The sequence below is a fragment of the Tatumella terrea genome (assembly GCF_039523755.1).
GTDB lineage: Bacteria > Pseudomonadota > Gammaproteobacteria > Enterobacterales > Enterobacteriaceae > Tatumella > Tatumella terrea.
In genome coordinates this window covers 447358-459869 of sequence record NZ_BAAAFX010000002.1, presented here as the reverse complement: position 1 = coordinate 459869, position 12512 = coordinate 447358, and the positions used below count along the sequence as shown (strand labels likewise).

The window sequence follows — 12512 nt, the reverse complement described above, 5'->3', positions numbered from 1 at the left end:
TTACCGGATAAGCCCACGGGTAGAACGGGCGAAGAAATCATAGAAAGGCTGGACTTCAGTATGGGCCTTCGCAAGGGCTTCAATCTCTGGCTTCACTTCATCCAGGGTCTTGCCACTGCGATACAGAAGCTTGTAAGCATTACGAATAGCGTGCAGAGCTTCTTTACTAAAACCACGGCGTTTCAGACCTTCAATATTGATACCGAACGGTGTGGCGTGGTTCCCCTGTGCAATCACATAAGGAGGAACATCCTGAGCCACTCCGGAACAACCGCCGACCATGACATGCGCACCGATAGTGCACCACTGATGGACTGCCGTCATCCCGCCAATAATCGCAAAATCATCAACCGTCACATGCCCGGCAAGTGTTGCATTGTTCGCAAAGATACAGCGGTTACCAATCTGACAGTCATGAGCGATGTGAGTATTCACCATCAACAGGTTATCGCTGCCGACAACCGTCACACCGCCACCCTGAGCCGTTCCGCGATGAATGGTCACACTCTCACGAATACGGTTGCGATCGCCGATGACAACCCGGGTCTCTTCTTTCGCGTATTTCAGATCCTGGTTCACTTCACCAATAGAGGCAAACTGATAGATCTCGTTCTCTTTACCAATGCGGGTATGTCCGTTAATGACAATATGAGAGTTCAGGACAGTGCCTTCACCAATCTCAACATTGGGTCCGATGACGCAGAACGGTCCGATGCGAACCCCGGGTCCGATAATTGCGCCTTCTTCAATGACAGAAGAAGGATGGATGCTGGCGGTTTTATCAATCACGTTATGACTCCCGGCTACGGGCACACATCATTGTTGCTTCACAAACAACCTTGCCATCTACAGTAGCAACGCCGCTGAAGCGCGTCAAACCACGACGGGTTTTTTCAAAAGTCACTTCCATCACCATCTGGTCTCCCGGGACGACAGGACGCTTGAAACGTGCGTTATCGATACCTGCGAAGTAGTACAGCTCGCCGGGTTCCAGTTTTCCTACGCTTTTGAACGCCAGGATACCGGTGGCCTGAGCCATCGCTTCCAGAATTAACACACCAGGAAAAATTGGCTTACCCGGGAAATGCCCCTGGAAAAAAGGCTCATTCACAGTCACGTTTTTAACGGCCCGCAAATATTTGTGTGGTTCAAAATCCAGAACACGATCAACCAGCAAAAACGGATAGCGGTGTGGCAGCAGTTCCAGAATCTCTTCAATTTGCAGAGTATGTATTTCAGTAGTCAAAATACTCTTCCTGTCCTAAAAATCTGTGATCAATAATAACACGACCTGCATGTTCAATTGATACATCGCAGGTCGCAAATATAAAAAGTGTCGGGCCAGCGCGAAGAACCATGAAACCCGGGGAGTAACTCCGGGAGATTCCGTGACGCTTACCGGTTAAGTTATGGTTAGTTATCTTTACCGGTTTTACGCTCGATAGCTTTCAGGCGTTTGTTCATATCATCGATATTCATGACCAGGGCCGCGGTCTTACGCCAGGCTTTATTTGCCTGCAGCGGTATCCCTGAAGAATAGACGCCCGGTTCAGTGATAGGTCGCATGACCATCCCCATTCCGGTGACCGTTACTTTATCACAAATTTCCATATGACCATTGATTACACTGGCGCCACCAATCATACAGTAACGGCCAATTTTCAGGCTTCCCGCCATAATCACACCACCAGCAACCGCCGTATTGTCGCCAATTATGACATTGTGCGCAATCTGGCATTGGTTATCGATGATAACTCCGTTACCAATTTGGGTATTATCCAGCGCGCCGCGGTCAATCGTCGTACAGGCACCAATCTCTACGCGGTCGCCGATGATCACCGAGCCCAGTTGCGGGATCTTCACCCAATTGCCACGATCATTGGCATAACCGAAGCCATCAGCACCGATCACCGTTCCTGACTGCACCAGACAATTTTCGCCGATAACCACTTCATGATAAACAGAAACGTTAGCCCACAGGCGCGTACCTGCCCCGATCCGCGTCTTTTTACCGACAAAACAACCTGCCCCGATCACGACATTATCACCCAGTTCTGCACCGGATTCGATAACAGCATTCGCCCCGATAGCCACATTAGTCCCCAGACGGGCCTGTGGAGAGACCACGGCGCCCGGGCCAATATTCTCGGCAGGCGAAGGTGTCGTATCCAGAATCTGCGCCATCCGCGCATAGGTAAGGTAGGGGTCTTTCACGACCAGTGCTGCGCTTGGGCACCACTCCAGATCCGCTTCCGTCAGCACCACAGCATCGGCTTTACAATGCGCGAGCTGCTCGCGGTAACGACTGTTGGCCAGGAAAGTTATTTTGCCGCCTGTGGCGGACTGCATAGAAGCAATGCCGGAGATGGCGATATCGCCATCTCCGTGCAATTCTGCATCTAACTGCTGCGCTAAATCAGCCAGTCGAATAGATGACATCAATTATTTAACCTGTTTCAGCACGTCAGCAGTAATGTCTTTAGCATCTGCAGCATACGCTACAGCGTTAGAGTCAATCACAACGTCATACCCTTCACTGCCAGCGACTTTCTTCACTGCATCCTGAATACGGCTCAGTAATTTATTACGCTCTTCAGTCTGGCGACGACGATTGTCCTGTTCAAAAGCCTGAGCTTTTTCAGAGAAGCTTTCACGCTGAGCCATAAGATCTTTTTCGGTACGGGCACGATCGCTCGCTTTCATCGTCGAGGCATTACGCTGAAAGTTCTGCATCTGAGCCTGCAGCGCGCGTTCCTGAGTCTGCAAATCAGTTGCACGACCCTTGAACTCGTTTTCCAGCTGGCGGGCAACAGTGGCACGCTGTGGCATTTGCTGGAAAATGCTGGACACGTTGACTACTGCAATTTTGTCAGCGGCCTGCGCTGCTACAGAAGAAGCAGCCAGAGCGAGACCAAGACCTGCGGCACATAACAACTTTTTCACTATAAACTCCTTACCATCACCGTTTGTGTCTTCAAGACACTGTTTTTGCTAACGACAGGGGTGTTAAACACCCCTGTCTTGCAACTTTTTTACCTGGTCCGGGTCACCCGTTACCATGTATTACCGATATTGAACTGGAACTGCTCTGCCTTGTCACCGGTATATTTCTTAACTGGCTGGGCATATGAGAACACCAGTGGCCCCAGAGGTGACATCCACTGCAGTGAAACACCGCTGGATACACGTATATCGCCAGGCTTGCTGTAATCAGGGATCCCTAATGCTTCGGTTTCTGACGTATTTTGCCAGTTAGTATCCCATACCGTACCCGCATCAACAAACACGGAAGTCCGCAGAGAATTCGCATATTTCTCACTGACAAACGGCGTTGGCGTAATCAGCTCAAGGCTGGCAACGGCCATCGCGTTACCGCCAACCGCATCATCAGATGAACAGACTTTGCCGGAAGACGTTCCGCAGTTCGAATCCGTACCGTATTTATAGTAGATGGCTTTCGGCCCGATGGTATTCGAGCGGAAACCACGCACGGTACTTGAGCCGCCGGCATAGAAGTTCTCATAGAACGGCATTTCTTTCCCGCCCAGACCATCACCATAGCCCAGACGCCCCCTGCCTAATACCACCCAGGTACGATCCTGGTTCAGTGGTACGTACTGCTGAGAGTCCAGCGTCATTTTGTAGTAGCTGTTATCTGAGCCCGGGATCGTGATTTTACCGTTCAGGTTGGTCCGGTTACCGGCGGTCGGGAAGAATCCGCGATCCAGGGTGTTATAGGTCCAGCCATAGTTAAAGGTGAAATCGTCCGTTGAATAATTACTGTCATCGTTATCCGTTGGCAGATGTTTACCCATGGAGTCAAAATAACGCCACATCGCCACCTGAGGCTGCATGTCAGACAGGTCATTGTGCACATAACCTAAACCAACACGAAGGGTATTATTCTCATTTACCGGGAAGCCCAGTGTGCCGTCTGTACCATAACTGCGGTTCGTATAATCGGACAGGTCGGCATCATCAGCCTTAAAGTCGTTATAGAACACACGTCCGCCGAGGCTGACGCCATCCACGGTAAAGTACGGGTCGGTCATCGAAAGTTCGGCGTAGGTCTGGTAATCGTTTTTGGTACCACTGATCCCGACCGTATTCCCTGTCCCCATCCAGTTATCCTGGGTGACACCGACCTGGAAGCTGACACCACTTTCAGTACCGTAGCCCACACCGATATTAAAGGTACCGGTATTGCGCTCTTTGACGTTATAAATAACATCAACCTGATCCGGTGAGCCAGGGACACGCTGTGTATCGACATCCACGCTCTCGAAATAACCGGTACGGTTCAGACGTTCTTTGCCCTGATCGACCAGGTTACTGCCCAGCCACGCCCCTTCCATCTGACGCATTTCACGGCGCAGGACAGAATCTTTGGACGTATCATTGCCGCGGAAAATAATCTTACGGACATAATAACGATTTCCGGCATCCACACTGACGTGCAGTTTTACCGTCTTATCTTTATCGTTGATTTCCGGTTGAGTCATCACCCGCGGATACGCGTAACCATAGTTACCTAACAGCTTCTTAATGCTGTCTTCGATAGCCGTGACCTTCGCGCCACTGTATAACTCACCCGGCGGGATCTTCGCCAGATTTTCGATCTCGGCAGAATGTCCTGCCATATCACCGTTCACGACCACACCGGCAATCTTGTACTGACTGCCTTCGGTGATGTTCACCGTAATGTAAATGCCTTTTTTGTCCGGCGTCAGGCTGACCTGGGTCGAATCAATATTAAAGCGGGCATAGCCACGGTCCAGATAGAAACTCCGTAAGGTTTCCAAATCACCGGCCAGCTTCTGCTTCTGATACTTACGATCCGCGACCACGTTCCACCATGGCACTTCATCACGTAACTGGAAGCGGGAGATCAACTCATCAGAACTGAAGGCTTTATTACCGACAATGTTAATTTGCTGAATCTTCGCCGACACCCCTTCCGTAAAGACCAGTTTCAGATCAACACGGTTACGTGGCAGAGGCGTGACTATCGCTTTCACACTGGCGGAGTATTTACCCACGCTGTAGTAGAAATCTTCCAGACCCTTTTCGATTGAGGAGATGGTAGTACGATCCAGCGCATCACCTACACGGACGCCGGAGGCTTCCAGGTTCTGTTTCAGCTGATCGTCTTTTACCGATTTATTTCCGGAGAAAGTGATACTGGCAATCGTCGGACGTTCTTTCACCTGAACAATCAGATCACCGCCTTCACGCAGCACCTGAACATCGTCGAAGTTACCGGTTGCGAAAAGTGAACGGATAGTATTTCTGATATCATCATCATTCACCGTATCGCCAACACGAACAGGCATGCTAAGCAAGGCCGCCCCGACGGCAACTCGCTGCAGCCCTTCGAAATGAATATCTTTCACCACGAAATTGTCTGCACCGTACACGGTGGCGCTGCTGAACAGCAGCGACGCTATGAGCAACTTTTTCATCGCCATCGTTATTATGCGTGTTCCTAACACATCCCCGTTCGCAGAATTCGGTTATCTACAAACGTGAGAAATCATTGAAAAGTGCAAGACCCATTAATAACACCAGCGCAATCGAGCCAATGCGATAACTGAAGTCCTGAACTCGCTCAGACACTGGTCCACCTTTGATCTTTTCAATCAACAGGAAAAGCAAATGCCCACCATCTAACACCGGTAACGGGACAAGGTTAATTATCCCCAGATTGACACTAATCAACGCCAAAAACATCAAATAGTATATCATTCCGTATTCTGCCGATATCCCTGCGCCTTGCGCTATAGAAATCGGCCCGCTGAGATTTTTCAGCTTAATATCACCGGTTACTAATTTCCCCAGCATCGACGCTGTCAGTTTCACCAGCTGCCAGGTTTTTACCCCTGCTTCGCCTATGGCGACGACAGGTCCGTATTGCCGTAAGGTCTTATATTGATCAGCAAGAGGCTGAACGCGCGGGATAACCCCGGCGAATCCTTCTTCTTTCTGACCCACTGTTTTCACCGACGGTGTCAGTATTAACGTCCGGAGCCGCCCTTCACGTTCAACGTCTAACGCTAAAGGTTTTCCGGGATTATCTCTGACCCCGGCCACAAACCTTTGCCAGTTCACCACAGGCTCACCGTCGACTTTAACGATCCTGTCTCCGGCTTGCAAACCTGCCTGTGCCGCAGGTGAATTTTTTTGCACCTCTGCAAGGGTGGTTTCAATCACCGGACCTTTAGGGACAATCCCTAAAGATAACACGGGATCCTGCTTTTCCGGGTCAAAGACCCAGTGATGCAGGTCCAGATGTTTTTCAACGGTGACGGATTGCCCGAATGTTTCGAGGGTAACATTGACGCCACTGTCGCCAATTTTCCCCATCAATGCCATACGGACAGCATCCCAGTCAGGCGTTTCGATACCATCTATCGCTTTAAGTTCCATTCCGGGCTGAATTTGAGCGTGTTGAGCAATCGAATTGTTGATTATTTCGCCAGTGACCGGTTTTATGCCTGGCACACCGTGCATAAAAACCAGCCAGTAGGCAAACAGCGCGAAGATAAAGTTAGCGACAGGGCCAGCAGCCACGATGGCCGCTCGCTGAGAGAGAGTTTTGCGGGTAAATGCTTCATGCAGCCTGGCGGCAGGAACCTCCCCTGCCCGCTCATCCAGCATTTTAACGTATCCCCCGAGCGGGATTAGCGCGAGTACATACTCCGTGCCCTGTTTATCTTTTTTACGCCATAGGGCAGGGCCAAAGCCGATAGAGAAACGCTCGACCCAGACACCACAACGCCGTGCCACCCAAAAATGGCCGAATTCGTGGACGGTAATCAAAATCCCCAGTGCCACTACGAATGCGCCAAGACTCCAGAGTATGCTGCCCATCACGACACATCCTTAAGCTACATGGAAAACCAAAAGCAATAAACAGGCAAAAACAGGGATCGCGGCGGTCAGGCTGTCGATTCTGTCAAGGATGCCGCCATGCCCCGGGATCAGATTACCGCTGTCTTTGATGCCGGCTTCACGCTTAAACATGCTTTCGGTGAGATCACCCAGCACAGACGCCAGCGTAGCAATAATGGCGCAAATCAGCAAAGTACGACTATCTACCGTCAGGGGAGCCAGCAGGGAAAATACCCAGGCAATCACCGCAGAAGAAATCAGGCCACCGGCAAAGCCTTCCCAGGTTTTCCCGGGAGACACTTTCGGTGCCAGTTTATGACGACCAAAGAGTTTCCCGAACATGTAAGCCCCGGAATCCGCTCCCCAGACCAGTAACATGACAAACAACAGCCACCAGGCCCCGGCGAAGTGATCACTGTTATAGTGATACTGCCGTAGCGCGACCATTCCCCAAAAGAAAGGAACCAGCGTCAGCGCACCGAAAGCCAGTCGCAGAAATCGGGATTGCCGCCACAGAGAAGCGGAGGCCGGATAGAACAGAACCAGCACCAGGGCAACGGTCCACCAGCTCAGAGAAACCCAGAGGGAGAGCGCCACCGGAGGTTGATAGATGTCACTCTGGTAAGATGGCAGAGAAAATATCATCAATGAAAGCAGCAGACCAAACAGTACGGCAACCCATACCCGTGGTCCGGTTTGCTTAAACCCTGCAAACTGCGCCCATTCCCAGGCGGCCAGCATGCAGATAACCAGAACGATAATTTTGAAACCGATCGGCGGTAACCAAAATAATGCAATGATTACCAGCGGTATCAGTATCATCGCGGTAATCAAACGTGACTTTAACAAAGGTTACCCCCGGTCCATTTATGCGCCATCGGGTGCTGCGCCGCCAAAACGGCGCTCTCGTTGAGAGAAGGCATCCAGCGCACCCTGAAATACTTGTTCATCGAAATCGGGCCAGAGAACATCACTAAAATAAAACTCTGCGTAAGCAACCTGCCACAGCAGAAAATTACTAATCCGATGCTCTCCCCCAGTCCTTATCACTAAATCAACCGGAGACAGATGGCATAAGCAGAGCTGCTCTCCCAGCATTTCTTCCGTGATATCTTCAGGGCATAACTGCCCCTGCTGTACTCTGCTCGCCAGTTGCCGGACACCGTCAATAATATCCCAGCGGCCGCCATAGTTTGCAGCAATATTCAGCGTCAGACCGGTATTCTGAGCGGTCAGTGACTCCGCATTACGGATACGCTCCTGAATTCGCGGACTAAAACGTTGCATATCACCGATGATTTTCAGGCGAACGTTGTTTTTATGCAGGCTTTTCACTTCGCTGTCGAGCGCCCAGACGAAGAGTTCCATTAATGCAGAAACCTCCGGCTCAGGACGGTTCCAGTTTTCACTACTGAATGCATACAGGGTCAGTGCTTCCATCTCACAGGTGACAGCAAATTTTACTGCGCGCCTGACAGCTTTCGCACCGGCCCGGTGTCCCGATATACGTAACTTTCCCTGGTTTTTCGCCCAGCGCCCGTTGCCATCCATGATGATAGCAACATGCCGCGGCAGCGCCCTGTATGTGTCAGGAGTGTTTTGTTGATATAGGGACGACATAATGCGTATTAAATTCCTTTCATCAGAGAGCCAGATATCTCTGAATACTTTCTGCCCGCAAAAATCTTTCACCCTGGGAAACGGGTAAAAGCCCTCACACGCATCTTAAATATCAGCGTGTGACTATACCATTTTCGCCTGATTCGGACAAATAGCAGCTAAACAAACCGGTGATTACAACGTCGCCAGCAGATTGCCCGCAATCCGCCGGGCCTGCTTATCGATCTCCATAACCGCCTCCACGCAGTCAGGGTCCGTAAACTGTACGGTCTCCAGCACCTGATGGTTGAGGACGGCAATATCTGTAAAGCGGATATGCCCGTTAAGGAATGCCTCGACAGCTATCTCATTGGCCGCATTCAGCGCCGTGGTCGATGCCTGACCTGCAGCACACGCGTCTATTGCCAGCTTCAGGCAAGGATAACGTTGGTAGTCCGGCGCCAGGAATGTCAGGGCTCCGATGCTGGTGAAATCCAGGGGTTCCACCGGGGTCGGTATTCTGTCAGGCCATGCCATAGAATGTGCGATAGGTGTGCGCATATCAGGAGAACCTAACTGGGCCAGTACACTGCCATCACAATAACGTACCATTGAATGGATAACAGACTGCGGGTGAATAACCACTTCCATTTGCGAATCAGTCGCATTGAAAAGCCAGCGAGCTTCAATGTATTCAAGACCTTTATTCATCATAGTGGCCGAATCAACCGATATTTTTCTGCCCATTGACCAGTTCGGATGGGCACATGCCTGCGCCGGGGTCATTGCGGATAATCCGGTCAGCGGCACATCACGAAACGGGCCACCGGAGCCGGTCAGAATAACGGAATCAACACCACTATTACGCAGGTCAGCGTACCCTAATTGCTGTTGTATAACAGCAGGCAAACTCTGAAAAATGGCATTGTGTTCACTGTCGACCGGCATCAGGCAAGCCCCGGAACGCCGGACTTCCTCCATAAATAACCGGCCACAAGTCACCAGCGATTCTTTATTCGCCAGCAATACCCTTTTTCCGGCACGTATGGCAGAAAGTGTCGGCAACAAACCAGAGGCACCGACAATGGCTGCCATCACCTGATCCACTTCCGGCAATGCCGCCAGTTCACAGGCAGCCTGAACGCCGGAGAGCACTTCAGTATCAACCTTCAATGCTTTCAGTCGTTCACGCAATTCACAGGCGGCTTCTTCCGTCGCCATTGCGGCATAAGCTGGCCTGAATTCACTGCACTGGGTCGCCATTAACGCGGCATTATTTCCCGCAACAAGGGCAGTCACCTGATATTGTTCAGGGTTTTCCCGTACCACCGACAAGGTACTGGTTCCGATAGAACCGGTCGACCCGAGTAACGTCAGACGCTTCATCAATATATCCATCAAAAAATTAAGGGGTAAAACAGGATTTCGGGCGGCGCGTTTAGCAATGTAAAACGCCGCGAAAGAAAGCCATGATGATGTCTTTCTCCGCGGCGTTTACCGGCAACAGCACTGAGATTAAAACTCCATTAACTCCGTTTCTTTCTCAGTTAATGCAGCGTCCACTTTTTTGATTGAAGCATCGGTCATCTTCTGGATGTCATCCTGTGCACGACGCTCATCATCTTCACTGATTTCTTTGTCTTTCAGTAATGCTTTAACTTTATCGTTCGCATCACGACGGACATTACGTACCGACACACGCCCCTGCTCTGCTTCACCGCGAACGATTTTAATCAGATCTTTACGGCGTTCTTCGGTCAGAGGAGGCAGAGGGACACGAATATCCGTACCGGCTGAACTTGGGTTTAATCCTAAGTCTGAGGCCATGATCGCTTTTTCTACCGCAGGACCTAAAGAACGATCAAACACGTTAAGTTTCAGTGTGCGTGAGTCTTCAACCGTTACGTTAGCCAGCTGGCGTAAAGGCGTTGGCGTACCATAATACTCGACAACAATGCCATCCAGCAGTGAAGGAGAGGCACGTCCGGTACGCACTTTGCCGATCGTATTTTTAAAGGCTTCTACGCATTTTTCCATGCGTACTTCAGCATCTTTTTTAATATCGTTAATCACAATAAAAACCCTTGGATTCGTTTTGACCTGATGTTTCTGCTCCTGGTTTGAGCAGAACGGGGCCTGTCATCATCAGCCAGACTTCGCCGATAAATCACCAGCGTTGGTCAGAATATACCTTATTTTAAATTATGCCGACAGGGTTTACTGCCCGATCAGAGTGCCTTCTTTCTCACCCATCACCACGCGACGTAATGCACCCGGCTTATTCATATTGAATACACGGATAGGTAAGTTATGATCGCGAGCCAGAGTAAAGGCGGCAAGGTCCATCACCTTTAATTCACGCTCAAGCACATCCTGATAGCTTAATTTTTCGTGTAACGTGGCATCAGGGTTGGTCACCGGGTCTGCAGAGTATACGCCGTCAACTTTCGTGGCTTTTAATACCACATCTGCCTCGATTTCAATACCGCGCAGACAAGCTGCAGAATCCGTGGTAAAGAACGGGTTACCGGTTCCGGCAGAGAAGATAACCACACGGTTATTACGTAGCAGACTGATAGCCTCTGCCCAGCTATAGTTATCACAGACACCATTCAGAGGAATGGCCGACATCAGACGGGCATTCACATAGGCACGGTGTAATGCATCACGCATCGCCAGACCGTTCATCACTGTGGCTAACATCCCCATATGGTCACCAACAACACGGTTCATACCGGCTTTTGCCAGTCCGGCACCCCGAAACAGGTTACCGCCGCCAATCACGACGCCGACCTGTATGCCCAACTCAACCAGCTCTTTTACTTCCTGCGCCATACGGTCAAGAATGCTGGCATCAATGCCAAAACCTTCAGCACCCTGCAGGGCTTCGCCGCTCAGTTTCAGAAGGATACGTTGATATACCGGTTTTGCGTTGGTCGCCATGATCATTAATTCCTGGAGCATGAGTGAATAAAGAAGAGAGAAATCGCGTCTATAATCCGCTCTGTTTTCTCGAAATACTATAGGGATGAGGCTGAAAATTTGCCCGCCGGGGTTACATCAGCAGGCAAAAAAGAACCGCCGTTCTGGCGGTTCCTGTAGAGCATTAAGACTGTTTGGACATTGCTGCAACTTCAGCAGCAAAATCAGACTCAACTTTCTCGATACCTTCACCCACTTCAAAGCGGATAAAGTTAATGACGTCAGCACCTTTTTCTTTCAGCAGCTGACCGACAGTTTTTGATGGATCCATAACAAAGTTCTGGCCAGTCAGTGACACTTCACCGGTGAACTTGTTCATGCGACCAGAAACCATTTTTTCTGCGATTTCACGCGGCTTACCGGACTGCATCGCAATGTCCAGCTGGATCTGGTGCTCACGAGCAACAACGTCCGCAGGAACATCTTCAGGCTTCACATATTCCGGCTTGCTTGCAGCAACGTGCATTGCAATGTGCTTAACCAGCTCTTCATCAGCACCGGTAGCAGAAACCAGAACACCGATACGTGCACCGTGCAGGTATGAACCTACAACGTCACCTTCCAGGCGGGCAACACGACGGATATTGATGTTTTCACCGATTTTGGCAACCAGCGCAGTACGCTGCTCTTCAAATTTCGCTTTCAGAACATCAACGTCAGTGATTTTGTCAGCAACAGCGGCAGCCAGAACGTCCTGACCGAATGCCAGGAAGCCAGCATCTTTAGCAACGAAGTCAGTTTCGCAGTTCAGCTCAACGATGATCCCGGCGTTACCTTCAACGTGAGTCAGGATTACACCTTCAGCAGCAACGCGACCAGATTTCTTCGCCGCTTTCGCCTGACCATTTTTACGCATGTTGTCGATAGCCAGTTCGATGTCACCGTTAGCTTCAACCAGTGCTTTTTTACATTCCATCATGCCAGCGCCAGTACGCTCGCGCAGTTCTTTTACCAGAGCAGCGGTAATGTCAGCCATTCTTAAGTCCTCGGTTAACTGTGATCTGTTCATTCCTACCCGCAGGTAAGTTTAAACAGCATCA

The 12512-nt window shown here is 50.4% G+C and carries 12 protein-coding genes; all 12 read right to left on the bottom strand.

Going from position 1 to position 12512, the window contains the following annotated elements; genetic code table 11:
* On the bottom strand, nucleotides 1-789 hold the full coding sequence (lpxA, locus tag ABD035_RS02070) for an acyl-ACP--UDP-N-acetylglucosamine O-acyltransferase (RefSeq protein WP_212712996.1): 789 nt from the start codon (nucleotides 787-789) through the stop codon (nucleotides 1-3).
* A 1-nt stretch (nucleotide 790) separates the two neighbouring features.
* Nucleotides 791-1246, bottom strand: a complete 456-nt coding sequence (gene fabZ, locus ABD035_RS02065) for a 3-hydroxyacyl-ACP dehydratase FabZ (protein ID WP_212712997.1) — start codon at nucleotides 1244-1246, stop codon at nucleotides 791-793.
* Nucleotides 1247-1413: 167 nt separating this feature from the next.
* Complete coding sequence (gene lpxD / locus ABD035_RS02060) at nucleotides 1414-2439, bottom strand: UDP-3-O-(3-hydroxymyristoyl)glucosamine N-acyltransferase (protein WP_212712998.1); 1026 nt, start codon at nucleotides 2437-2439, stop codon at nucleotides 1414-1416.
* Between the two features lie 3 nt (nucleotides 2440-2442).
* Complete coding sequence (gene skp, locus ABD035_RS02055; RefSeq protein WP_212712999.1) at nucleotides 2443-2943, bottom strand: molecular chaperone Skp; 501 nt, start codon at nucleotides 2941-2943, stop codon at nucleotides 2443-2445.
* 110 nt (nucleotides 2944-3053) lie between these two features.
* Nucleotides 3054-5468, bottom strand: a complete 2415-nt coding sequence (gene bamA, locus ABD035_RS02050; protein WP_343867252.1) for an outer membrane protein assembly factor BamA — start codon at nucleotides 5466-5468, stop codon at nucleotides 3054-3056.
* 49 nt (nucleotides 5469-5517) lie between these two features.
* The gene (rseP, locus tag ABD035_RS02045; protein WP_343867250.1) at nucleotides 5518-6870 is read right to left on the bottom strand and encodes a sigma E protease regulator RseP; all 1353 of its coding nucleotides are present in this window, start codon (nucleotides 6868-6870) and stop codon (nucleotides 5518-5520) included.
* Between the two features lie 12 nt (nucleotides 6871-6882).
* A complete protein-coding gene (gene cdsA, locus ABD035_RS02040; protein WP_212713002.1) occupies nucleotides 6883-7740 on the bottom strand; it encodes a phosphatidate cytidylyltransferase in 858 nt (285 codons plus the stop codon).
* 18 nt (nucleotides 7741-7758) lie between these two features.
* Nucleotides 7759-8511: a (2E,6E)-farnesyl-diphosphate-specific ditrans,polycis-undecaprenyl-diphosphate synthase gene (gene ispU, locus ABD035_RS02035; protein ID WP_343867247.1), complete on the bottom strand. Its 753-nt coding sequence runs from the start codon at nucleotides 8509-8511 to the stop codon at nucleotides 7759-7761.
* 174 nt (nucleotides 8512-8685) lie between these two features.
* The gene (ispC, locus tag ABD035_RS02030; RefSeq protein ID WP_212713004.1) at nucleotides 8686-9876 is read right to left on the bottom strand and encodes a 1-deoxy-D-xylulose-5-phosphate reductoisomerase; all 1191 of its coding nucleotides are present in this window, start codon (nucleotides 9874-9876) and stop codon (nucleotides 8686-8688) included.
* 129 nt (nucleotides 9877-10005) lie between these two features.
* Nucleotides 10006-10563 carry a ribosome recycling factor gene (gene frr, locus ABD035_RS02025; RefSeq protein ID WP_212713005.1) on the bottom strand — a complete coding sequence of 186 codons (558 nt, stop codon included), beginning with the start codon at nucleotides 10561-10563 and terminating at the stop codon, nucleotides 10006-10008.
* Between the two features lie 144 nt (nucleotides 10564-10707).
* Complete coding sequence (gene pyrH / locus ABD035_RS02020; RefSeq protein ID WP_025901289.1) at nucleotides 10708-11433, bottom strand: UMP kinase; 726 nt, start codon at nucleotides 11431-11433, stop codon at nucleotides 10708-10710.
* A 163-nt stretch (nucleotides 11434-11596) separates the two neighbouring features.
* Nucleotides 11597-12448 carry a translation elongation factor Ts gene (tsf, locus tag ABD035_RS02015; protein ID WP_212713006.1) on the bottom strand — a complete coding sequence of 284 codons (852 nt, stop codon included), beginning with the start codon at nucleotides 12446-12448 and terminating at the stop codon, nucleotides 11597-11599.
* Between the last annotated feature and the right edge of the window lie 64 nt (nucleotides 12449-12512).

Excerpts from the sequence above, each read along its gene's own strand:
- tsf (WP_212713006.1), bottom strand. The coding sequence starts at position 12,448 with ATGGCTGACATTACCGCTGCTCTGGTAAAAGAACTGCGCGAGCGTACT.
- bamA (WP_343867252.1), bottom strand. The coding sequence starts at position 5,468 with ATGGCGATGAAAAAGTTGCTCATAGCGTCGCTGCTGTTCAGCAGCGCC.
- pyrH (WP_025901289.1), bottom strand. The coding sequence starts at position 11,433 with ATGGCGACCAACGCAAAACCGGTATATCAACGTATCCTTCTGAAACTG.
- rseP (WP_343867250.1), bottom strand. The coding sequence starts at position 6,870 with ATGGGCAGCATACTCTGGAGTCTTGGCGCATTCGTAGTGGCACTGGGG.
- ispU (WP_343867247.1), bottom strand. The coding sequence starts at position 8,511 with ATGTCGTCCCTATATCAACAAAACACTCCTGACACATACAGGGCGCTG.
- lpxD (WP_212712998.1), bottom strand. The coding sequence starts at position 2,439 with ATGTCATCTATTCGACTGGCTGATTTAGCGCAGCAGTTAGATGCAGAA.
- ispC (WP_212713004.1), bottom strand. The coding sequence starts at position 9,876 with ATGAAGCGTCTGACGTTACTCGGGTCGACCGGTTCTATCGGAACCAGT.